Source organism: Dermacoccus sp. 147Ba (assembly GCF_004151355.1).
GTDB lineage: Bacteria > Actinomycetota > Actinomycetes > Actinomycetales > Dermatophilaceae > Dermacoccus > Dermacoccus abyssi.
On sequence record NZ_SEHL01000007.1, the window covers coordinates 164,594 to 185,911 of the forward strand.

Consider the following 21,318-nt stretch of genomic DNA (forward strand, 5'->3'; position numbering starts at 1 on the left):
ATGACGACGAAGTCGGAAGCCACACGGGAGGTGCTCGTCGAAACAGCGCTGCGCCTGTTCCGTGAACGGGGTTACGAGAAGACGACAATGCGCCTCATCGCCACCGAGGCGGGTGTCTCGCAGGGCAACGCGTACTACTACTTCGACGGCAAGGACGCCTTCGTCCAGGAGTTGTACCGGCGCATCCAGGTCGAGCACCGCCGCCTCGCGGAGCCGCGCCTGCGCGAGGGGGCGCCGCTGGCGCAGAACCTGCGGGTGCTGTGGGAGGCGGGCATCGAGGTCAACGCGCCGTACTACGACTTCGGTTCGACGATGCTGCACGTCGCGTTGCGTCCGGGCGCCGGCGTCAGTCCGTTCTCGGCCGAGTCCGCGTCGCCGCGTGACGAGGCCATCGCCCTCGTGCGCCACGTGCTCGCCATCTCCTCGGAGGTGCCGAGGGGGCGGCTCGGCGAGCAGTTGCCGGTGCTGCTGTGGACGGCGTACCTCGGCGTGGTGCTCCATTGGGCCGTCGACGACTCGCCCGGTCTGCAGCGGACGCAGACCCTCGTCGAGGGCGCGCCGCCCATCGTGGGCAAGCTGCTGTCACTCGCGCGCTTGCCCTTCGCCCGTGGCGTGACGGGCGACCTCACCGATCTCATCGCCCGGCTGTCGAAGGAGCAGAAATGAACTCAGGCGTGATTGTCATGGCGGGGGCCTCGGGCTTCATGGGCCGACGGCTGCAGGAGGCGTTCCGGCATGACGGGTTCGAGGTCCGGACGGTCGGGCGCGGCGCGCAGAACGACGCGCAGTGGGACGACGACCTCGCGCCCGTGCTCGACGGCGCCGACGCGCTGCTCAACCTGGCCGGTCGCTCCGTCAGCTGCCGGTACACGAAGAAGACGGCCGACGAGATCTTCTCCTCGCGCACGGAGACGACGCGCAGCCTCGGTGAGGCGCTGGCGCGTTGCCCGAACCCGCCGAGCGTCTGGCTGAACGCCAGCACGGGCACGATCTACCGCGACGCCCGTGACCGGCCGCAGGACGAGGTCGACGGCGAGCTCGGCACGGGATTCTCGGTGTCGGTGGCCCGCGCCTGGGAGCGTGAACTCTTTGACGCCCCGACGTCCGTGCGCAAGGTGGCGCTGCGAACGTCGATCGTGCTCGGCGCGGACGGCGGTGCCCTCAGCCCGCTCATCAACCTCGCGCGGCTCGGGTTCAGCGGTCCGCAGGGTGACGGCGACCAGGTGTTCAGCTGGATCCATCTCGACGACGTGTATGGCGCGGTACGGCACATCATGGCCGACGACCGGATCGCCGGGCCGGTGAATCTGGCCTCGCCGCATCCGGTGAGGAACCGGACGCTGACGGCGGCCGTGCGTCGTCACTTCGCCGGTCGACTTCCCGATCGTGGAGTGCCGCTGCCGCGGTGGTCGCTCGAGTTCGGCGGGCGCGTCATCCGCACGGAGCCCGAACTCGTGCTCAAGAGCCGGTGGGTGGAGCCCGGCGTTCTCACCGCGACGGGGTACGAGTTCGCGTTCCCAGGCCTTGATGAGGCGCTCGCCGACATCGCGAAGGAAACGCCAAGGGGGCTGTTGCGGGTGCAGCTCGGGTGAAGTCTTCGCGTCAGCGGGCGTCGAGCTGGGCGATGAGCCGCTTGCCGGCCGTCGCGCGGTGGGAGGAATCGATCAGCTCGTGCACCTCGCTCCAGTCGACCGGGCCGCCGAGGCGACCGCTGAGGTCGTAGGCCAGCCAGCCGCGGGTGCCGAGGTAGGCGGGGACGAGGAAGCGGCCGTCGGCGAGGAGGGCGTCGCGCTCGTCGGGGCTGGGCAGGAACGTGATGGCCTGCGCGAGGGCGTCGTCAGGGACGCCGCGGGCGCGGTCGTCGCGGTGGACGTGGCCGGCCCACCAGCAGAACGTCTTCGTCGTGTAGAAAACGGGCGATCCGTGGGAGGTCTTCTCCTGGGCGCCGGGGAACGAGAGGCAGATGTCGCGGACGCGGGCGAGGAGGTGCGCGGAGTCGGCGGTCATCGTCAGGTCTCGACGGCGGCGAGAAGGGCGCGCAGGGAGTCGGCGAGGTCGGCGCGGCCCCGTTCGTCCATGCCGGACAGGAGGCGCCGCTCGTGGGCGAGTAGGGCGTCGAAGGCGGCGTCGACGACGGTGAGGCCGTCGGGTGTGAGGCGCACGAGCACGCCGCGGCGGTCGCTGGGGGAGGGCTCGCGGGCGACGTAGCCGCGCTTCTCGAGGCGGTCGACGCGGTTCGTCATCGTGCCCGAGGTGACGAGGGTCTGCTGGACGAGGGCGCCGGGGGAGAGCTGGAAGGGCTCACCGGCGCGGCGCAGCGCGGACATGACGTCGAACTCCCAGCCTTCGAGCTTGTGCTCGGTGAAGACCGAGGAGCGGGCCTGGTCGAGGCGACGTGCGATGCGGCTGATGCGCGAGAGGACGTCGAGCGGGGTGACATCGAGATCGGGGCGCACCGTGTTCCAGGCTGTGACGATCGCGTCGACCTCGTCGCCGCGCGTCTCGGGCTGGGGTTCGCGGTGGCCTGTCATGCGTGCAGTCTACCGACGCATCAAGAAACTTGACGTCGAGAGACTTTGGCCCGGTGCCGGCCGAGCTCGCGCCGGTTCAGGCGTCGGCCGGCGGGACGCCGTCCGCAGCGTCGTCGAGACGCGTGACGAGCGACGAGTTGCCGCGCGGCGGTGCAGTGGCGTCGATGGCCGTGGTCTCGAGGCGCGGGGAGGCTTCGAGGCCGGTGAGGCCGTTCCAGCCGAGGTTGACCATGTGCGCGGCGATTTCTTCGGCGGTGAACTCGTGGCCGTGTTCGAGCCACCAGTCGCCGGTGAGGGCGACCATGCCGACGAACATCTGCGCGTAGATGGGGGCGAAGCGCTCGTCGATCTCGCGGCGGCGCATGACGCGCGCGAGGTAGGTCTCGATCTGCGTGGCGAGGTCGGACATGAGGCTCGACAGGGGGCCGGTGGAGTGCCAGGACGGGGCGTCGCGAATGAGCACGCGGAAGCCGTCGGGGCGCGTGCTGATGTAGTGCAGTTCGGCGACGGTGGCGCGTTCGAAGAACTCACGCGGACTCATGTCCTCGGTGATGGCGTCGGCGATGCTTTCGAGCAGGGCGCGGGTCTCGCGGTCGACGACGACGGCGTAGAGGCCTTCCTTGCCGCCGAAGTGCTCGTAGACGACGGGCTTCGTGACGCCGGCCGCGGCCGCGATCTCCTCGACGGTGGCGTCGGCGACGCCGCGCTCGGCGAAGACGCGTCGCCCGACGCCGATGAGTTGCTCCCGACGCTCGGTGCCGGTCATGCGGATCTTCGGCCGTGACGTCGTCATTCCCTCATTGTGCCCTGCTCGCAGGCGAGTTCGGCGCTCGCGGGTCGGGCCGTGCGCCGATGTGCCGCAGGTGCGGGCGGTGAACTACTCTGGGGCGGTCCGTTCGCGGACGTTCCCCGGTTGCTCTGCTGGCAGGGGCCGCCTGACTTTGAATCAGGATTAGCGACGTTGGTTCGATTCCAACCCGGGGAGCCCGGGGTTGTTTGTGCAACACCCTGCATCGAGTTTGTGAAACTCGGTGCTCGGCGTTCCGAGAGCCCATTTGATCCGAATCTGCGCCCGATCGGCCTCGCTGACGCCCGGATCAGTACCTTGCGAAGCGTTCGGGCCGGCCCCGAGCATGCGAAATGCCCCGCTCTGGTGTGAGCGGGGCATGGCCGGGGGCGCGAGGTGTCTCGCGCTGTTGGTTACTGCTGTGTGGTTGTCCTGCTGATGGTCGGCGGTTGCATCGAGGCCGGTAGGGCTGTGTGGTCGCCGCGCTTGGCAGGTGGCGCGTTCGTCGTGCGTGGTTTGGAGCGCCGCTTGTAGCGGGCGGTGTCCTTACGCCGTGAGGGTTCGGCGACCGGCACTTCGGGGATGTCGGTGTCGGCCAGGCCGAAGCCGTAGCGGCTGCGGATGATGCGCATGTTGATGATGGCCAGGACGATACCGACTGCGATTGTCATCTTGGCTTGGCCCATGACGCGGATGGAGCCGCGGGTTTCCCTCGTTCTGGTGACGCATGTGCGACGCCCCTAGGGCTCGTGAGCTTCAGGTGGCGGGTCGTTGTCTCACACCCTTGTTCCAAGCCATTGACACAAATGGTTGCCGGGTCGCACACTCCTTGTATCAATCACTTGAAACAAGGAGTCCGGGATGCCCATTCTGTTCATCGGCGCGGTCATGCTCGTCGTCGGCATTGTGGTTGTCGCCCTTTCTGCGCGGCGCGGTGACGACTCGGGCACATCCATCGAACGAAGCGCAGGGCGGCATCTTCGCGCCACTCGCCTCGTCGCTCTAGTCTGCGGGGTCGCGGCCTTCGCCGGGAGCGTGACCTTCGGCGGTTCGCTGGGGCGTGGCCTTGTCGTCGCTCCCGCCCTCGCGGGCGCGGTGGCCACCGTCGTCATGGCGGTCGGCGAAATGAGCGCGCCGCGCGAAGGAGCGGTCGAGCGTTCGGCGTCCCTGGCACGCCGAAACCCGTCCGACTTCGTCTCGCGTGCGGCAGCCACAACAATGCTCGTCACGCTCGGTGCGCTGGTCGGACTGCTCGTGCTCGCCGGCCTCACCGCGTCGGCGGACGACATGGGCCGCGATGGCCGCGCCGTCGAATGGGCGACGGCCCTCGGGGGCGAAGGCCGCAGCCCATGGCCGGGGGCTTACTACGGGGTGCCGCTCGGAGTCAGCCTGCTCGTCCTGTGCGTCGGCCTGCTCGTAGGACTCCGCGCGGCCGCTGCGCGTCCGCAACTCAACGCCGATCACGCAGAAGCCGTCAGCGACAACGCTCTGCGTCACCGCAGTGCTCGCTCGCTCCAGTGCATTGCCCTCCTGGCGCTCGGTCCCAGCCTTGCCGGCGTCGCGCTCCTCGTGACGGGCGGCACCCGAACGACCCAGCCTGGTGCGCCGACCTGGGTCCCCGTGGCGCACTGGTGCGGCGTCGCAGGGCTCCTGATCGCGCTCGTCGCCTGCCTCGTGGGCGTGCGCACCCAGCTCGCTCGGGCGGCCACGCGATGACTGCACTGCGCGTCGACGCTGCCGACCCCACCCCGCCCTACGAACAGATCCGGCGGCAGCTGGCCCTCCTCATCGACACGGGCGAACTCGGGCAGGGCGAGAGGCTGCCGACAGTGCGACAACTCGCGGGCGATCTGCAGGTGGCCCCCGGCACGGTCTCGCGGGCGTTCAAGGAACTCGAGGCCGCGGGCTACGTCGAAACACGCCGCGCCGCAGGAACTCGAGTGAAGGCTCGACAACGTCCGAGTGACACGAGCGAACTCGACTCCCTCGCCGAAGGCTTCGTCGCTCGCGCGAGGACGCTGGGCGCCGACTCCGACGACGTGCGCGCTTCCCTCGAGAGGGCTCTGAGGAGAAGTTGATCGCCTGGCCGGCGTCCCGGTTGCGGCGATGCCGCGGCTGCTGCTGTCCGCCCGCGATATGGACGAGTAGCTGTCCGCGGGGGGAGTGCTGCCGGAGAATCGATTTCGGCGAGACATCACGGCCACCGTCACGCGTGGATCGGGCACCCAGCAGCCACGACCTAGGATCGGAAGTGCCGCACGAGCGGGCCCGACCGACCTCGATTTCCCCCGGAGAGTTCATGTCCCACGACCCGTCCGATCGTCCCAGCGCAGGCTGGCTCGCCGACGAGACCCCGCGCCTCGACAGCTCCGTCAAGGGCTCGGCGTTCGAGCCCACGAGCCCCCGGGCCACCGAGCCCGTTGTCGGCCCCGAGCGCACGGTCGACGGCTTTGCCAAGACGTTCCTCGACGAACTCAACTTCGAGGCCGGCGTCGCGCTCAAGCGCTCGACGACCACCGACCAGTACCTCGCGCTGGCCCGCACCATCCGCGGCTACCTCATGGCCGACTGGCTGCGCACCGCGGAGCGTCGTCGTCAGAACCCGACGAAGATGGTCGGCTACCTCTCGGCCGAGTACCTGCTGGGCCGCCAGATGGGTAACTCGCTGCTCGCCACCGACCTCGGAGACATCGCCGAGCAGGCCATGACCTCGCTCGGCCTCGACTTCAACCTCCTGCGTGCCCAGGAGATCGAGCCCGGCCTCGGCAACGGTGGTCTCGGCCGCCTCGCCGCCTGCTTCATCGACTCGCTCGCGTCGATGGACGTGCCGAGCATCGGCTACGGCATCCGCTACGAGTACGGCATCTTCCGTCAGACCTTCGAAGAGGGGCGCCAGGTCGAGGTGCCCGACGCGTGGCTCTCCCTCGGCGCCCCCTGGGAGTTCCCGCACCCCGACCGCGCCGTCCAGGTCAACTTCGGCGGCACCACCGAGCAGTACATCGACGGCGATGGCCGCACCCGCCGCCGCTGGCTGCCGGCCTGGAACGTGCAGGGCATCCCGTACCACTACATGGTTCCCGGCTACCAGAACGGCGTCGTCAATACACTGCGTCTGTGGAGCGCCCGCGCCACGCAGGAGTTCGACCTCAAGATCTTCAACTCCGGCGACTACGCCGAGGCCGTGCGCGCCCAGACCTTCGCCGAGAACATCTCGAAGGTGCTCTACCCGGAGGACTCGACGCCGCAGGGTCGCGAACTGCGCCTGCAGCAGCAGTACTTCTTCGTCGCGTGCTCGCTCAAGGACTTCATCGACCGCACGCTCGAGGAGGACTTCGACCTCGCGAGGCTCGACGAGCGCATCATCTTCCAGCTCAACGACACCCACCCCGTCATCGCCATTCCGGAGATGATGCGTCTGCTCATGGACGAGCACGACATGGAGTGGGCCGCAGCGTGGGAGGTCACGAGCAAGTGCTTCGCCTACACCTGCCACACCCTGCTGCCCGAGGCCCTCGAGGTGTGGCCCGTGGAGCTCATGACGCGCCTGCTGCCGCGTCACATGGAGATCATCTACCGCATCAACGAGGAGTTCCTCGACACCGTTCGCGAAGCCTTCCCCGGTGACGAACTGCGCGTTCGCCGCATGTCGGTCATCCAGGAGCACCCCGAGCGGGCCATCCGCATGGCCAACCTCGCGACGGTCGCCGGCGTCAAGGTCAACGGCGTCGCAGCGCTCCACTCGGAACTGCTGCGCGACAAGCTGCTTCCCGATTTCGCGGCCCTGTGGCCGAACAAGTTCACGAACGTGACGAACGGCGTGACGCCGCGCCGCTTCATTCGCCTTGCGAACCAGCAGCTGTCCACTCTCATCACCGACACGATCGGCCCCGGCTGGGAGACCGACCTCGAGCGTCTGCGCGAACTCGAGCCCTACGCCGACGACGCCGCGTTCACCGAGAGCTTCCGCCAGGTGAAGCAGGCCAACAAGGATCGCCTGCGCTCGATCCTGAGCCAGCGTGACGGCATCGAACTGCCCGAGCACGCGATGCTCGACGTCATGGTCAAGCGCCTGCACGAGTACAAGCGTCAGACGCTCAAGCTGCTGCACATCGTCTCGATGTACGACGACATCACGAGCGGGCGTGTGCGCCGCGAGGACGTCGTGCCGCGCACCTTCGTCTTCGGCGCCAAGGCGGCGCCGGGCTACGTCATGGCGAAGGAGATCATCTTCCTCATCAACTCGGTGGCGAAGACGATCGCGCAGGACCCGCGCGTCACCGACCTCATGGCCGTCGCGTTCCCCGCGAACTACAACGTGACGCTCGCGAACAAGCTCATCCCCGCCGCCGACCTCTCCGAGCAGATCTCCCTCGCCGGCAAGGAGGCCTCCGGCACGGGCAACATGAAGTTCGCCCTCAACGGCGCACTGACGATCGGCACCGACGACGGCGCGAACGTCGAGATCCGCGAACTCGTCGGCGACGAGAACTTCTTCCTCTTCGGCATGCTCGAGCCCGAGGTGGCGGCGCTCGCGGACCGCGGCTACACGCCGTCGTCCTTCTACGAGTCGAACCCGGCACTCAAGCGCGCCATCGACCTGCTCGCGAGCGGCCACTTCACCGGTGGCGACCGCTCGCTCGCGGCGCCGGTGGTCGATGATCTGCTCTACAAGGACAGGTTCATGGCGCTCGCCGATTTCCAGTCCTACCTCGACGCGCAGGCCCGCGTGGATGCCGCCTACCGCGACGTCGACGGCTGGACCCGCTCAGCGGTGCTCAACGTCGCGCGCTCCGGGTTCTTCTCCTCGGACCGCTCGATGCGCGACTACCTCGACCGCATCTGGATGCCGAAGAGCTGACGCACGAAACGCGGACGCCCGCGTCACCTGGCCGTTTCGGCCGGTGACGCGGGCGTGGCGCTGTCGGTGACGTTCCCGCTGCTCTCGATGGGTCGCGGCGTCAGGCAGCCTGCGGACGTGTCCGGGGTGCTCGGCGGCGTCATGTGGAAGCCGTAACCGACTCCCCACAGCACGGCTTCGGAGCGCGTCGTGACGCCCATCTTGCGGTAGGCGGTGCGGATGTAGCTCTTGAGGGTGTTGAGCGTGAGGTGCAGGTGCACGGCAATGATGTCGTTCGGCATGCCCTGGCAGATGAGCGCGACGACCTCGCTCTCACGCTCGGTGAGGCCCTGACGGCGCCCCGGCCACGTGCCGCGCTCGAGCTCGATGGAGAGCGAATCCGACACGACGTGCTCGCCGGAGTCGATGGCGCGCAGGGATCGCATGAGTTCCTCGCCGCCCAGCGCCTTGGACAGGACGCCCGTGACCCCCATGTCGAGCATCCGGTCGACGAACGACTGCGGAATGCTCTTGGTGAACACGGCGATGCGCTTGACGTTCTCGTCGGCGCTCAAGACGTTGAGGGTCGACCAGCCGCGGTCGGCCATGGCGAAACAGTCGTACAACGCAATGTCGACGCCCTGGCTGATCTCGGTCTGCGGCACGAGCTCGACCTCGTCCGCGTACGGCCTGAGGAGAGCGTCGAGACCTTGGACGACAATCTCGAAGTCGTTGATGAGCGCAACGCGCAGTTTCTTGTGCTGGGTTGACACCTGTTGTCCTTTAACCCGATTCGCCCGAGGGCCCGACGATGGTTCTCGCGGGAGTCTATCGACGCGCCGACCGCTCGGGCGCAGGACCAGGTAGAAGGTCGATTTCACGCTTGCCGCGCGAGGGTGATCCGGGCTGTCGGAACGAGTTCAGCCGGCAGGTGTCATCCGGCCCAGGAGACCGTTGAGCGCGCGCACGAAGCCGTCCGGGTCCGCCACCATCGACAGGTGCCCGGCGTTCGCGACGGTCGCCGACGGCGGGTGGCCGAGGTTGCGCTCGGCGCCCTCGCGTGAGCCGCCACCGGTGGCGTCCTCCTCGCCCCACAGGACGGCGCGCGGCACCCGAATCGCGCGGACCTGCTCGGGCGTGAGGTGGAGCATCGGTCGATCCGCCGTGTCGAACATCGCCTCCTCCGCGACGCGTTGCCGCAGCGGGCGGATCCACGCGTCGACGAGGGCATCGCCCTTCGCGCCCTGCAGGCCGTGGCAGACACTTCCGCACTGTGCGTCGAAGATGCGCCGAGGGAACCAGTTCCAGTGCGTGCCGAGGCGGTACAGCGACAGGGCGTACGGAGTGCGTGCGATGAACGACGCGACGGCCGGCGGTTCGCCCTCGCGTCCGTCGAACGGGAGGGCGTCACCGTCGGCGAAGACGATGCCGGAGATCCGATCGGGGTGCTCGAGGGCGACCGCCCCGACGACGGCGGCCCCGAGTGAGTGCCCGACGAGCGTCGGCTTGTCGAGCTGCAGCGCCTCGACGACGCCGAGGACGAGGTCGCTCTGGTCATCGAGCGAGTAGCGCCCCGAGTACTGCGAGTACCCCGAGCCCGCGAGGTCGACGGCGACGACGGGCCGGTCCTTCGCCAGCTGCGGTGCGACGAGAGACCACGACACGGTCGACTCGGCGAAACCGTGGACGAGAACGAGCGGAGTCTGCGTCGAAGCTGCGTCGCCCCAGCGTTCGTAATGGACGCTGATGGTTCGCCCGTCGCGCAGCTGAACGTCGACGTCGGCACCTGTCGGGGCGTCGAGGCGTTTCGGGGGAGTGGTGAGTGCGTTGAACGTCAGCGACAGCACCGTGACGACGAGAAACGTCGTGACCACGCCGCGCAGCACCCGGCGGCCGACGGAGCGCACACGCGTACGACGGACGGGTTGCTCGGCCGGTTCGGCCGACGAGGGAACAGACGCGTGGCTCATGCTCAGCCGAGCTCGCCGTTGCCGACGCTCGGCTCTGTCGTGCGCTTGGCCGCCGCGCCCATCCGCTCCTCAAAGCCACCCGATTCGACGAACGCCGTGATGCGCCTCGTGCCCATGGCCTGCAGAACGATGTTGGCGACAACGTAGGCGAACAGCGTCACGAGGACGATCCACGGCACCCAGTGGTCACCGAAGACCCAGACGACGGCCACGGGCACGTAGAACACGAGGGCCTGGGAGACACCGGCAATGGCCTGACCGATCGAGGGCTTGGCAGCTCGAGCCAGCCGACGCGCTGATGCAGGACGGCGGGCTTCGCGCCGGTGTCGTTCATTCCGCAAGTATGAAGGACGCCGAGTCCCCCTCTCGCGCTCCAACGAGCGCCGCCCGGATGCCGGAACGGCGCCGCACGACACGCTGGCGAAGACGCCCATGGCGCCTTGCGTCCAGGCCGGGACAAGCGTTCCCCGGGGCGAGGCGGGAAGTGGGGCGGTAGAGTCGCTGTGCTACTGCTGCCCGTTCGTGATCCGAGGCGGGCCGCAGCTTCCAGACATCACCGAATCGCAGGGGAGCTTCACACGTGAGCGCACCGCGTCCCGCAGCCGTCATCGTCCTCGCCGCCGGCGAGGGCACCCGCATGAAGTCAGACATCCCCAAGGTGCTGCACACGATCGGCGGACGTTCCCTCGTCGGGCACGCCGTCGCGGCCGCCCGGGGCACGGAGCCGTCGCACCTCGCCGTCGTCGTGCGCCATCAGCGTGAGCGGGTCGCGGCGCACATCGCAGAGATCGCTCCCGACGCGACGATCGCCGACCAGGACGAGGTCAAGGGCACCGGTCGCGCTGCGGAGTGCGCGCTCGAGATGCTGCCGAACGATCTCTCCGGCACCGTGCTCGTCACCTACGGCGACGTGCCGCTGCTCGCGACGCGGACCCTCACCGAGCTGACGACGGCGCACGAGCAGGGCGGCAACGCCGTCACCGTGCTCACCGCCGTCGTGCCGAACCCCACCGGCTACGGGCGCATCCTGCGTGACGCCGCGGGTTCCGTCGCGGGCATCATCGAGCACAAGGACGCGCTGAAGGCCCGCGAGGAGGGCACCGAGCACAAGGACGCCGTCGAGATCCGCGAGATCAACTCCGGCATCTACGCGTTCGACGCGGCGGTGCTGCGCGAGAGCCTCGCGAAGGTGACCACCGACAACGCCCAGGGCGAGAAGTACCTCACCGACGTCCTCGGGCTTGCCCGCGAGGCGGGCGGCCGCGTCGAGGCGCACACGATCGACGACCTCATGCAGACCGAGGGCGTCAACGACAAGGTGCAGCTCGCCGCCATGGGCCGCGAGCTCAACAAGCGCATCGTCGAGCAGGCCATGCGTGACGGCGCCATCGTCATCGATCCGGCGACGACGTTCGTCGACGTCGAGGTGACGATCGGGCGCGACACCGTCGTCCACCCGAACACGCAGCTGCGCGGCGCCACGACGATCGGCGCGAACTGCGAGATCGGCCCCGACACGACGCTGGTCGACACCGAGGTCGGTGACGGCGCGAGCGTCGTGCGCACCCAGGCCCAGCTCGCCAAGGTCGGCGACGAGGCGACGGTCGGTCCGTTCAGCTTCCTGCGTCCCGGCACTGAGCTCGGCGCCAAGGCCAAGATCGGTGGCTTCGTCGAGACGAAGAACGCCCAGATCGGCGACGGCGCCAAGGTGCCGCACCTCACCTACTGCGGCGACGCCGTCATCGGTGAGGGCGCGAACATCGGCGCGGGCACGATCTTCGCCAACTACGACGGCGTCAACAAGCATGTGACGCACGTCGGCGCCCACAGCTTCGTCGGCTCCGACTCGGTGCTCATCGCACCCGTCACCATTGCGCCCGGCGCGTACGTCGCCGCCGGTTCCGCCGTGGACGGCGACGTCGACTCCGGCCAGATCGCGGTCGCCCGCGGTCGGCAGCGCAACATCGACGGGTGGGTCGAACGCCGCCGCTCCGGCACGAAGACGCACGAGGCCGCCCAGAACAACACCCGGGCCACCACGAACGCCGACCCGTCAACTACTGTTGCTCCGGAATCCGCTGACGAAGGGACCTCGAAGTGAGCCTGTCCATGAAGCGCACGACCGAGAAGAACCTCATGGTCTTCTCCGGACGGGCCAACCCCGAACTCGCGCAGGCGGTGGCTGAGGGGCTCGGCACCCAGCTCGTGCCGACGCAGGCCTACGACTTCGCCAACTCGGAGACGTACGTGCGCTTCGACGAGTCGGTGCGCGGTTGCGACGCCTTCGTCATCCAGAGCCACACCGCTCCGGTGAACCAGTGGATCATGGAGCAGCTCATCATGGTCGACGCGCTCAAGCGCGCCTCGGCCAAGCGCATCACCGTCGTCGCGCCGTTCTACGGCTACGCACGTCAGGACAAGAAGTCGCGCGGCCGCGAGCCGATCTCGGCCCGCCTCGTCGCCGACATGTTCAAGACGGCCGGCGCCAACCGCCTCATGGCGGTCGACCTGCACACCGACCAGATCCAGGGCTTCTTCGACGGTCCCGTCGACCACCTGCAGGCCCTGCCGGTCATCACCGACTACGTCGCGAGCAAGTACGGCAACGAGAACCTCGCCGTCGTCTCGCCGGACGCCGGCCGCATCAAGGTCGCCGAGGCCTGGAGCAAGCGCCTCAACGGCGCACCGCTGGCCTTCATCCACAAGACGCGCGACGTGACGCGCCCCAACCAGTCGGTCGCCAACCGCGTCGTCGGCTCGGTCGAAGGCCGCACCTGCCTGCTCGTCGACGACATGATCGACTCGGGTGGCACCATCTGCCACGCGGCCGACGCGCTGATGAACGACGGCGCCGCGTCCGTCGTCATCGCCTCGACGCACGCGATCTTCTCCGACCCGGCCGTTCAGCGCCTGAACGACTCGGTGGCCCGCGAGGTCATCGTCACGGACACGCTGCCGATCACGCCGGAGAAGAAGTTCGACAAGCTGACGGTGCTGTCCATCGCGCCGCTGCTGTCGCAGGCCATCCGTGAGGTCTTCGAGGACGGCTCGGTCACGAGCATGTTCGACGAGGCGCAGTAAGCACCTCGCCCGACGACGGCCTCGAACCCCGCACGTGCGGCGGTTCGGGGCCGTTTCGCGTCCGTGGCGTCGCTCGTTTAGACTGGTCGACGTTGCCTCGGCGAGGGACGCTGCACGGGCGCGCGACGAAAGTCGCCGTTCGGATCCAGGGTCCGTGATCGACGCGGTGGTTCTCCGTTCGACGTCCGCTCTGAGTGAGCGTGTGACGAGTGGCGTACCCGCGCGAACTCGTGCCCGTACATCGCCCCGCGTCGAGGCCACCGCACCCGATACGTCGGTTCGCGCGCAAGCGCGAGCCCCTTCCGCTTGGAGGCCAGACATGGCACAGGAGAAGACCTACCTCGACGCCACCATCCGCACGGAGTTCGGCAAGGGCGCTGCCCGCCGCATCCGCCGTGAGGACAAGATCCCCGCCGTTCTCTACGGCCACGGTGAGAAGCCGGTTCACCTCGAGCTCGAGGGTCACGCCACGATGCTCGCCGTGAAGAACCCGAACAACCTGCTCACGATCCGCTACGACGGCAAGGAAGAGCTGGCGCTCGCCCGCGACGTCCAGCGCGAGATCCTGCGCCGCAACATCGAGCACGTCGACCTCGTCATCGTGAAGCGCGGCGAGAAGGTCGTCGTCGACGTCGCCGTCCACGTCGAGGGCGAGGCCGCTCCCGAGACCGTCGTCACGACGGAGAACGCGACGCTGTCCGTCGAGGCCCCGGCCACCGACATCCCCGAGTTCTTCACGGTTTCCGTCGAGGGCCTTGAGGCCGGCACGCAGATCCTCGCGAAGGACATCACGCTGCCCGAGGGCGTCACGCTCGACTCCGACGAGGAGCTGCTCGTCGTCAACATCACCGAGCAGATCTCCGCTGAGGCTCTCGAGGCCGAGCTCGCCGACGCCGAGGCCGAGGCCGGCATCGAGCACGACGAGTCCGACGAGGCCGAGGCCGCCGAAGGCGCTGAGGGCGAGTCCGCCGAGGGCGACGCAGCCGAGGGTGACGACTCCGAGCAGGAGTGATCCCCGGTCCGAACAGGACTTTCTGACGAGGCCCCTCGTCGCCGTCGCAGGCGGCGGGGGGCCTTCGTCGTCACCGCCCTGCGGCATACTGGTCGCTCGTGGAAAGGACGCCCATGGACCCCTGGCTCGTCGTCGGCCTCGGCAACCCCGGCCCGAAGTATGCAGGCAACCGCCACAACGTCGGCGCCATGGTGGTCGAACGCATGGCAGCTGACGCAGGCGTCACGCTGCGCGCCCACAAAGCACGGGCCGCCGCAGCCGAAATCCGCCTCGGCACCATGCCGGGCGGCATGCCCGGGCCCAAGGCCGTCATTGCGGTGCCGAGCAGCTACATGAACGAGTCGGGTGGACCCGTCAGCGCGCTCATGAAGTTCTTCAAGATCCCGCCGGAGCGTCTCGTCGTCCTGCACGACGAACTCGACATCGACTTCGGCGCGGTGCGCCTCAAACTCGGCGGCGGAGAGGGCGGCCACAACGGCCTGCGTTCCATCAGCAAGAGCATCGGCACGAAGGACTACCTGCGCGTGCGTCTCGGCATCGGTCGTCCGCCCGGGCGCATGGACGTGGCCGACTTCGTGCTCAAGGATTTCAACGCGAGCGAACGCAAGGAACTCGACTTTCTCGTTCCCGCAGGCGGCGACGCCATCGAAGCTCTCGTCCACCGTGGGCTCACCGACGCGCAGAACATCGTGCATGCCCACTGAACGCGTCACCGAGCACGTCAGCCGACGTCTCGCGCTGCACGCCTGGTCCGCGACGGCCGTCGTTGCCGTCGGGGGCCTGCTCTTCGTCCTCATTGCGCCCGGAGTGGGCGACATGTGGGCCGCCCTCGCACGCGCCCAGGCCGCTCGTGACGGTGTGACGCTCGGGTACTGGTTCAGCTGGTACTCCGGAGCGCATCCGCCCGGCGGCTACTCGGTCATCGTGCCGTGGCTGTCGGCGCTGCTCGGCGCGCACCTCGTCGTCGCGCTTGCGGCCCTCGCGATTCCGTGGGCCGTGGCCCTCACTGTGACCCAGGTTCGCCGACCGATCGTCGCCGTCTGGGTGGCCACGATCAGCGCCCTCCTCACCCTCGGTGCCGGCCGGACGACGTTCCTCGTCGGTGCGGTCATCGCCACCGGAGCCCTCGACGCCGCCATCCGCGATCGGCGCTGGCTCGCGTCGTTCCTCGTCGTCCTCAGCGGCCTGGCGTCGCCAGTGGCCGTGGCGTTCGTGCTCGTCGGTCTGGGCGCGGGATTCCTCGGCAAACGCCTGTCGATCGTGCCGATCCTCGCGGGGCTGGCCTTCCTCGGTGTTTCGTCGTGGCTGTGGGGCAGCAGCGGCCCCGAAGGCTACGGCTGGGCTCGCGCGCTCATCTCCCTCGCCCTGCTCGCGGTCTTCCTCTTCGCGAACCCGGCGCGTCCGGTCAAGGTCGCCATCGTCATCGCGACGTTCGCCATCGTCGTGTTCTCGGCCGTGCCCAACGCGATGGGGTCGAACCTCGCGCGGCTCGTGTTCGCCGTCCTGCCCGTAGCCGTGGCCGCGACGGCCCGGCGCAGCAACCGCTTCACCGCGCTCGCCGTCGTCCCGGCACTCGTCTGGTCCGCCTACTTCACCGCGCACGATCTGGCCGATTCGCGCGCTTCGGCGTCGTCGGTCACGGTGTACCAACCGCTCGCGGACGCCCTGAAGCGCCAGCCCGGTATCGAGACGAGCCGCGTCGAGGTGGTCGCCGACGGCACGCACACCTCGGCCTTCGTCCTCGCCAAGGACTTCTGGCTCGCTCGCGGCTACGAGACGCAGGCCGACCGCAGCCTCTCGGACGCTTTCGTCGACCGGGAGGCGAGCATCTCGCCGGAGCGCCTGAACGGCTGGTTGCGCGACTCGAGCGTCCGGTACGTCGCGCTCAACCGGCACCCGGTCAAGCGCACGGGGGAGTGGCGCACCGCCAACGCGCAGCCTGAGGGATGGCGCGAGGTCTGGTCGAACCGTGACTGGCGCCTGTTCGAGGTCTCGGGCACGAAACCGCTCATCGGTGACGGCGCCACGCTGCGCGGCAAGAGCGCCTCGCACCTCGTCCTCAACGTTCAGCCTGGGCGCGACGTCGTGGTACGCGTGCGCTGGTCGTCCTACTTGCACAGCCGCATCGTCGAGGAGAAGGGCCCGGGTGACGCGTCGGGTCACCCGGACGAGACGCCGCGCGTCATCCTCGAACCGTCGGGTGACGGATGGACGATGCTGCGCCTCGAAGGCTCCTCGGTTGCTCGTGACGTCGAACTGTTCGGCCGCCCCTGAGCGGGATGATTCCGCGCCGTTCCGGGGTTGTCGTAGAGCACACCTAGACTGAGGTCACGCCTTCGTCCGCCCCGGCGGCGTGCGAAGGCGTCACGGCTGCGCGCCCTGATCCAACCGCCCGCGAAGGAGTTCCGCGAATGCCCGAGGCCACCAATCTGCCGCTCATGCCGCTGCTCGAGCGGGTGTGCGCGGACGCCTCGGTCGGCAGGCTGCTCGCGTTGCGCGGCGAGGAGGGCCTCGTCGATGTTGCGGCCGCCTCCGGCCTGCGCGGACCGATCGCGGCGGCGCTCGCCGGCGCCTGCGCGCCCGGTGAAGGTGGCGTTCCGTTGCTCGTCGTCACGGCCACCGGTCGTGAGGCCGACGACGTCACGGCCGTCCTGCGCAGCTTCCTCGACTACGACGCCGTTGCCGACTTCCCGAGCTGGGAGACGCTCCCGCACGAGCGGATGTCGCCGCGCTCCGACACGGTCGGCAAGCGCCTGGCGGTGCTGCGGCGCCTCGCGCACCCCGAATCCGGCGGCACCTACGGGCCGATCGAGGTCGTCGTCGCCTCCGTGCGGGCGCTCATGCAGCCGCTCGCCAAGGGGCTCGGTGATCTCGAACCGGTCAGCCTCGCGGCCGGCGACGAGCGCCCGCTCGAAGACATCGTCGAGGCCCTCGTCGGCGCTGCGTACACGCGCGTCGACATGGTGGAGAAGCGCGGTGAGTTCGCCGTGCGCGGTGGCATCCTCGACGTCTTCCCGCCCACCGAGGACCACCCGGTGCGCCTCGAGTTCTGGGGCGACGTCGTCGAAGAGATCCGCTGGTTCAAGGTGGCCGACCAGCGTTCGCTCGAGGTCAACCCGCACGGGCTGTGGGCGCCGCCGTGCCGTGAGCTGCTGCTGACGCCCGAGGTCCGTGAGCGCGCCGCCGAGCTCGCCCCGACACTGCCCGGCGTCACCGACATGCTCTCCAAGGTGGCCGAAGGCATCACCGTCGAGGGCGTGGAATCCCTCATGCCGGCACTTCTTCCCGCGGGGATGGAGACGCTCGTCGACGTCGTGCGCCCGGGAACCCACGTCGTCCTGCTCGACCCCGAGCGTGTGCGCACCCGCGCCCACGACCTCGTCAACACCTCCCAGGAGTTCCTCGACGCAAGTTGGGCCAACGCGGCTGCCGGCAACGCCATTCCGGTCGACCTGCGCTCGATCCTCGACGGCGGTTCCTACTGGGCGCTGTCGGATCTGCGAGACAAGGCGCTCGCCGGCGGGCGCGCGTGGTGGTCGTTCAGCTCCTTCGCTGCCGACAACGACCTGCAGGAGTTTCTCGAGGACGAGTTGCCCGGCACTCGCGTCACCATCGCGTCGGAGGACGTGCCCAACTACCGCGGTGACACGGAGAAGGCCTCGGCCGACATCAAAGCCCACGTCGACGCCGGGCGATCCGTCGCCGTCGTCACGGACGGGCCCGGCTTCGCCAAGCGCGTGACGCAGGTGCTCGGCGAGCACGATGTGGCCTCGCGCCCGATGACGCAGGTGCAGGCCGGCGTCGAGGTGGCCACCGGCGCGCTCGGGCACGGCTTCGAGATGCCCGACCTCGGTCTCGTCGTCCTCACCGAGGCCGACCTCACCGGTTCGGCCGGGGCGAGCACGAAGGACATGCGACGCATGCCGTCGCGCCGCCGCAACGTCGTCGACCCGCTGCAGCTCAAGCCGGGCGACCACGTCGTCCACGAACAGCACGGTGTCGGCCGCTTCGTCGAGATGATGCAGCGCACCGTCGGCGGAGCCACCCGTGAGTACCTCGTGCTTGAGTACGCCTCGAGCAAGCGGGGGCAGCCGGGCGATCGACTCTTCGTCCCCACCGATCAGCTCGACCAGGTCACCCGGTACGTCGGCGGCGAGATGCCCACCCTGTCGAAGATGGGTGGTTCCGACTGGGCCGCCACGAAGTCGAAGGCGCGCCGTCACGTCAAGCAGATCGCGGGTGAACTGATCCGCCTCTACTCCGCGCGCCAGGCCACGCCCGGTCACGCGTTCGCACCGGACACCCCATGGCAGCGTGAGTTGGAGGACGCCTTCGCCTACGTCGAGACGCCGGATCAGTTGAGCAGTATCGACGAGGTCAAGGCCGACATGGAGAAGACGGTTCCGATGGACCGCCTCGTCTGCGGTGACGTCGGCTACGGCAAGACCGAGATCGCCGTGCGCGCCGCGTTCAAGGCGATTCAGGACTCGAAGCAGGTCGCCGTTCTCGTGCCGACCACGCTGCTCGTCAAGCAGCACTTCTCCACCTTCTCCGAGCGGTACGCGGGCTTCCCCGTCACGGTGCGTGCGCTCTCGCGCTTCCAGAGCGACAAGGAGGCGCGCGAGGTGCTCGCGGGCCTGAAGGACGGCTCGATCGATCTCGTCATCGGCACTCACCGCCTGCTGAGCAAGGAGGTCCAGTTCAAGGATCTCGGCCTCGTCATCGTCGACGAGGAACAGCGCTTCGGTGTCGAACACAAGGAGCAGCTCAAGCAGCTGCGTACGGCCGTCGACGTGCTCGCCATGTCGGCCACGCCGATTCCGCGCACGCTCGAGATGGCGGTCACCGGCATCCGCGAGATGTCGACGCTGGCCACGCCGCCGGAGGAGCGTCACCCGGTCCTCACCTTCGTCGGCGCGTACGACGAGAAGCAGATCACGGCCGCCATCCGGCGCGAGCTGATGCGTGAGGGTCAGGTCTTCTACGTCCACAACAAGGTCGGCAGCATCGAGAAGCAGGCTGCCCGCATCCGCGAACTCGTGCCTGAGGCGCGTGTCGCCACGGCCCACGGAAAGATGGGCGAGGCCCGTCTCGAGGAGGTCGTCGTCGACTTCTGGGAGCGCAAGTTCGACGTGCTCATCTGTACGACGATCGTCGAGACCGGCCTCGACATCAGCAACGCCAACACGCTCATCGTCGAGCGGGCCGACCAGCTCGGCCTGAGCCAGCTGCACCAGCTGCGTGGACGTGTCGGCCGTGGCCGCGAACGTGCCTACGCGTACTTCATGTTCCCCGCGGAGAAGCCGCTCACGGAGACGGCGCACGACCGACTCCAGACGATCGCGAGCCACACCGACCTCGGGGCGGGCATGCAGATCGCGATGAAGGACCTCGAGATCCGCGGCGCCGGAAACCTCCTCGGCGGCGAACAGTCCGGTCACATCGCCGGCGTCGGGTTCGACCTCTACGTGCGCATGGTGGGCGAGGCCGTGGCCGACTACCGCGGCGACGAGGGCAACGCGATGCCGGTCGAGATCAAGATCGAACTGCCCGTCGACGCGCACCTGCCGCACGAGTACGTGCCGGGGGAGCGTCTGCGTCTCGAGGCGTACAAGAAGCTCGCGAGCGTCGAGGACGAGGCAGCTCTCGACGAGATCATCGCCGAGCTCAAGGACAGGTACGGCGAGCCGCCGCAGCCGGTGCTCAACCTCTTCGACGTGGCACGCCTGCGCACCGTCGCGCGCAAGGCGGGCATCAGCGATATCGGTGTGCAGGGCAAGTACGTGCGCTTCGGGCCGGTCACCGAGCTGCGCGAATCGCAGCAGCTGCGCCTCGAGCGGCTCTTCCCGGGCACCCTCGTCAAGAGTGCACAGGAGCGCCTGCTCGTGCCCACGCCCATGACGAAGCCCGTCGGCGGCAAGCCGCTGCGCGACGAGGCGATCCTGCAGTGGGCCACGCAGCTCGTTCAGGCGGTGCTGCTCGACGACATCGCGGCCGCCGCTGCGGCGCAGGAACTGTCCCGAGGAGGACGCCGATGAGTGCCGACATGAACGCCGGATCGATCGGCCTCGTCGTCGTCAGCCCACGCGTGCCGGCCGGGCTCATGACACGTGACGCTTGGAGCCGCATCGAGTCCGCGGGCCTCGTCCTCGGGCGTGACGCGGAGGAGCCGCTTGTCGAGGCCGTCACCGAGGCGGGCCTCGAGGTCAAACTCGTCGCAGACGTCACGGCGCCCGATCTGGCCCGGCGCCTCGTCGACGCGGCCGACGAGCAGGACGTCGTATGGCTCGGATCGTCGGACGCCGACCCAGGGCTCACCGACGCGCTCGCCGGTGAGCTGACGCGCCTCGACTCGCCGCCGCCCGTCGAGGTCGTCGTCGGGTCGTGGGACGCTCCCGGCGCGCGGCTGCTCGACGCCGTTGCCGTCATGGACACGCTCCGCTCGCCGGGCGGGTGCCCGTGGGACGCGAAGCAGACGCACGCGAGCCTCGCGCCGTACCTCGTCGAGGAGGCCTTCGAGGTCGTCGAGGCGATCGGCGAGCAGGACAGTTCACACCTCGAGGAGGAGCTCGGTGACGTGCTCCTCCAGGTGCTCTTCCACGCGCGCGTTGCGTCCGAGCGCGCCGATGACGGCTTCGACATCGACGCCGTCGCGGGGCGCCTGGTGGACAAGCTCGTCCGCCGCCACCCGCACGTGTTCGCCGACGGCGCCGCGTCCTCGCCCGAGGAAGTCGAAGCGGAGTGGGCCCGCATCAAGGCCGACGAGAAGCCCGAGCGCGACGCCGACGACCCCCTGGCTGGTGTCCCGACCGGGTTGCCGCCGCTCGAGCGCGCCACGAAGTACGTCTCCCGCCTGACGAAGGCCGGCCACGGCGATCTCGTCGCGGACGTGACGAGCGGCGACTCCCTCGGTCCGGCACTGCTCGACCTCGTCGTTCAGGCTCGCGAACTCGGCGTCGATCCGAGCGTGGCCCTGGCCACGGCGTTGAGCGATCTCGACGCCCGCGTGGGCGCTCGACGCAGCGATCCGTCCACATGAGCTTCACCACGGCATTGCTACCGGCCAGTTCCTGCTCGGTTCGTTAGGCTCGGAGGTGAGC

The 21,318-nt window shown here is 69.0% G+C and carries 19 protein-coding genes and 1 tRNA gene; 13 read left to right on the forward strand and 7 right to left on the reverse strand.

Annotated elements, in window-relative coordinates; translation table 11 throughout:
* Positions 1 to 666, forward strand: coding sequence for a TetR/AcrR family transcriptional regulator (locus tag EVU97_RS10765; protein WP_129665722.1), 666 nt, complete (start codon positions 1 to 3; stop codon positions 664 to 666).
* The gene (locus tag EVU97_RS10770; protein ID WP_129665724.1) at positions 663 to 1,592 is read left to right on the forward strand and encodes a TIGR01777 family oxidoreductase; all 930 of its coding nucleotides are present in this window, start codon (positions 663 to 665) and stop codon (positions 1,590 to 1,592) included. Before EVU97_RS10765 ends, EVU97_RS10770 begins: the two co-directional genes overlap by 4 nt.
* A gap of 10 nt (positions 1,593 to 1,602) precedes the next feature.
* On the opposite strand, the gene EVU97_RS10775 is transcribed toward EVU97_RS10770, so the two are convergent.
* The 3 genes from EVU97_RS10775 to EVU97_RS10785 form a co-directional block, all read right to left on the reverse strand.
* A complete protein-coding gene (locus tag EVU97_RS10775; RefSeq protein WP_129665726.1) occupies positions 1,603 to 2,007 on the reverse strand; it encodes an MmcQ/YjbR family DNA-binding protein in 405 nt (134 codons plus the stop codon).
* A 2-nt stretch (positions 2,008 to 2,009) separates the two neighbouring features.
* Positions 2,010 to 2,531 (reverse strand): MarR family winged helix-turn-helix transcriptional regulator, encoded by a 522-nt coding sequence (locus tag EVU97_RS10780; RefSeq protein WP_047312254.1) that lies wholly within the window; start codon positions 2,529 to 2,531, stop codon positions 2,010 to 2,012.
* Between the two features lie 76 nt (positions 2,532 to 2,607).
* Positions 2,608 to 3,324, reverse strand: coding sequence for a TetR/AcrR family transcriptional regulator (locus EVU97_RS10785; RefSeq protein WP_129665728.1), 717 nt, complete (start codon positions 3,322 to 3,324; stop codon positions 2,608 to 2,610).
* 113 nt (positions 3,325 to 3,437) lie between these two features.
* Here EVU97_RS10785 and EVU97_RS10790 point away from each other — a divergent pair.
* Positions 3,438 to 3,516: transfer RNA gene (locus tag EVU97_RS10790), tRNA-Gln, on the forward strand.
* Positions 3,517 to 3,731: 215 nt separating this feature from the next.
* Here EVU97_RS10790 and EVU97_RS10795 read toward each other — a convergent pair.
* On the reverse strand, positions 3,732 to 3,989 hold the full coding sequence (locus EVU97_RS10795; protein WP_129665730.1) for a hypothetical protein: 258 nt from the start codon (positions 3,987 to 3,989) through the stop codon (positions 3,732 to 3,734).
* Positions 3,990 to 4,179: 190 nt separating this feature from the next.
* Here EVU97_RS10795 and EVU97_RS10800 point away from each other — a divergent pair, with 190 nt between their 5' ends.
* From EVU97_RS10800 to EVU97_RS10810, 3 genes are all read left to right on the forward strand, one after another.
* Positions 4,180 to 5,034 carry a hypothetical protein gene (locus EVU97_RS10800; RefSeq protein WP_129665732.1) on the forward strand — a complete coding sequence of 285 codons (855 nt, stop codon included), beginning with the start codon at positions 4,180 to 4,182 and terminating at the stop codon, positions 5,032 to 5,034.
* Positions 5,031 to 5,396, forward strand: a complete 366-nt coding sequence (locus tag EVU97_RS10805) for a GntR family transcriptional regulator (protein WP_047312250.1) — start codon at positions 5,031 to 5,033, stop codon at positions 5,394 to 5,396. The genes EVU97_RS10800 and EVU97_RS10805 overlap by 4 nt, the downstream gene beginning before the upstream one ends.
* Before the next feature lie 221 nt (positions 5,397 to 5,617).
* Complete coding sequence (locus tag EVU97_RS10810; protein ID WP_129665734.1) at positions 5,618 to 8,176, forward strand: glycogen/starch/alpha-glucan phosphorylase; 2,559 nt, start codon at positions 5,618 to 5,620, stop codon at positions 8,174 to 8,176.
* 23 nt (positions 8,177 to 8,199) lie between these two features.
* Here EVU97_RS10810 and EVU97_RS10815 read toward each other — a convergent pair whose 3' ends face one another.
* The 3 genes from EVU97_RS10815 to EVU97_RS10825 all read right to left on the reverse strand — a co-directional run bounded on the left by EVU97_RS10815 (position 8,200) and on the right by EVU97_RS10825 (position 10,466).
* Positions 8,200 to 8,928 (reverse strand): response regulator transcription factor, encoded by a 729-nt coding sequence (locus EVU97_RS10815; protein WP_129665736.1) that lies wholly within the window; start codon positions 8,926 to 8,928, stop codon positions 8,200 to 8,202.
* 147 nt (positions 8,929 to 9,075) lie between these two features.
* Positions 9,076 to 10,125, reverse strand: coding sequence for an alpha/beta fold hydrolase (locus EVU97_RS10820; protein ID WP_052947063.1), 1,050 nt, complete (start codon positions 10,123 to 10,125; stop codon positions 9,076 to 9,078).
* A gap of 2 nt (positions 10,126 to 10,127) precedes the next feature.
* The gene (locus EVU97_RS10825) at positions 10,128 to 10,466 is read right to left on the reverse strand and encodes a hypothetical protein (protein ID WP_129665738.1); all 339 of its coding nucleotides are present in this window, start codon (positions 10,464 to 10,466) and stop codon (positions 10,128 to 10,130) included.
* Between the two features lie 239 nt (positions 10,467 to 10,705).
* On the opposite strand from EVU97_RS10825, the gene glmU reads away from it, so the two are divergent.
* The 7 genes from glmU to EVU97_RS10860 all read left to right on the forward strand — a co-directional run bounded on the left by glmU (position 10,706) and on the right by EVU97_RS10860 (position 21,257).
* On the forward strand, positions 10,706 to 12,226 hold the full coding sequence (gene glmU / locus EVU97_RS10830) for a bifunctional UDP-N-acetylglucosamine diphosphorylase/glucosamine-1-phosphate N-acetyltransferase GlmU (protein ID WP_129665740.1): 1,521 nt from the start codon (positions 10,706 to 10,708) through the stop codon (positions 12,224 to 12,226).
* 8 nt (positions 12,227 to 12,234) lie between these two features.
* On the forward strand, positions 12,235 to 13,206 hold the full coding sequence (locus EVU97_RS10835; protein WP_047312561.1) for a ribose-phosphate diphosphokinase: 972 nt from the start codon (positions 12,235 to 12,237) through the stop codon (positions 13,204 to 13,206).
* Between the two features lie 319 nt (positions 13,207 to 13,525).
* Positions 13,526 to 14,218 (forward strand): 50S ribosomal protein L25/general stress protein Ctc, encoded by a 693-nt coding sequence (locus EVU97_RS10840; RefSeq protein ID WP_129665742.1) that lies wholly within the window; start codon positions 13,526 to 13,528, stop codon positions 14,216 to 14,218.
* Between the two features lie 113 nt (positions 14,219 to 14,331).
* Positions 14,332 to 14,922 carry an aminoacyl-tRNA hydrolase gene (gene pth, locus EVU97_RS10845; protein WP_129665776.1) on the forward strand — a complete coding sequence of 197 codons (591 nt, stop codon included), beginning with the start codon at positions 14,332 to 14,334 and terminating at the stop codon, positions 14,920 to 14,922.
* A complete protein-coding gene (locus tag EVU97_RS10850) occupies positions 14,912 to 16,492 on the forward strand; it encodes a hypothetical protein (RefSeq protein WP_129665744.1) in 1,581 nt (526 codons plus the stop codon). The genes pth and EVU97_RS10850 overlap by 11 nt, the downstream gene beginning before the upstream one ends.
* A gap of 137 nt (positions 16,493 to 16,629) precedes the next feature.
* Complete coding sequence (mfd, locus tag EVU97_RS10855) at positions 16,630 to 20,256, forward strand: transcription-repair coupling factor (RefSeq protein WP_129665746.1); 3,627 nt, start codon at positions 16,630 to 16,632, stop codon at positions 20,254 to 20,256.
* On the forward strand, positions 20,253 to 21,257 hold the full coding sequence (locus tag EVU97_RS10860) for a MazG family protein (protein WP_225911092.1): 1,005 nt from the start codon (positions 20,253 to 20,255) through the stop codon (positions 21,255 to 21,257). Before mfd ends, EVU97_RS10860 begins: the two co-directional genes overlap by 4 nt.
* Positions 21,258 to 21,318 lie beyond the last annotated feature (61 nt).

What these genes read in the sequence shown, in the direction of transcription:
- EVU97_RS10765 (WP_129665722.1), top strand. Translation starts at nt 1, where the DNA reads ATGACGACGAAGTCGGAAGCCACACGGGAGGTGCTCGTCGAAACAGCG.
- EVU97_RS10770 (WP_129665724.1), top strand. Translation starts at nt 663, where the DNA reads ATGAACTCAGGCGTGATTGTCATGGCGGGGGCCTCGGGCTTCATGGGC.
- EVU97_RS10775 (WP_129665726.1), bottom strand. Translation starts at nt 2,007, where the DNA reads ATGACCGCCGACTCCGCGCACCTCCTCGCCCGCGTCCGCGACATCTGC.
- EVU97_RS10780 (WP_047312254.1), bottom strand. Translation starts at nt 2,531, where the DNA reads ATGACAGGCCACCGCGAACCCCAGCCCGAGACGCGCGGCGACGAGGTC.
- EVU97_RS10785 (WP_129665728.1), bottom strand. Translation starts at nt 3,324, where the DNA reads ATGACGACGTCACGGCCGAAGATCCGCATGACCGGCACCGAGCGTCGG.
- EVU97_RS10795 (WP_129665730.1), bottom strand. Translation starts at nt 3,989, where the DNA reads ATGACAATCGCAGTCGGTATCGTCCTGGCCATCATCAACATGCGCATC.
- EVU97_RS10800 (WP_129665732.1), top strand. Translation starts at nt 4,180, where the DNA reads ATGCCCATTCTGTTCATCGGCGCGGTCATGCTCGTCGTCGGCATTGTG.
- EVU97_RS10805 (WP_047312250.1), top strand. Translation starts at nt 5,031, where the DNA reads ATGACTGCACTGCGCGTCGACGCTGCCGACCCCACCCCGCCCTACGAA.
- EVU97_RS10810 (WP_129665734.1), top strand. Translation starts at nt 5,618, where the DNA reads ATGTCCCACGACCCGTCCGATCGTCCCAGCGCAGGCTGGCTCGCCGAC.
- EVU97_RS10820 (WP_052947063.1), bottom strand. Translation starts at nt 10,125, where the DNA reads ATGAGCCACGCGTCTGTTCCCTCGTCGGCCGAACCGGCCGAGCAACCC.
- EVU97_RS10835 (WP_047312561.1), top strand. Translation starts at nt 12,235, where the DNA reads ATGAAGCGCACGACCGAGAAGAACCTCATGGTCTTCTCCGGACGGGCC.
- EVU97_RS10840 (WP_129665742.1), top strand. Translation starts at nt 13,526, where the DNA reads ATGGCACAGGAGAAGACCTACCTCGACGCCACCATCCGCACGGAGTTC.
- pth (WP_129665776.1), top strand. Translation starts at nt 14,332, where the DNA reads ATGGACCCCTGGCTCGTCGTCGGCCTCGGCAACCCCGGCCCGAAGTAT.
- EVU97_RS10850 (WP_129665744.1), top strand. Translation starts at nt 14,912, where the DNA reads ATGCCCACTGAACGCGTCACCGAGCACGTCAGCCGACGTCTCGCGCTG.
- mfd (WP_129665746.1), top strand. Translation starts at nt 16,630, where the DNA reads ATGCCCGAGGCCACCAATCTGCCGCTCATGCCGCTGCTCGAGCGGGTG.
- EVU97_RS10860 (WP_225911092.1), top strand. Translation starts at nt 20,253, where the DNA reads ATGAGTGCCGACATGAACGCCGGATCGATCGGCCTCGTCGTCGTCAGC.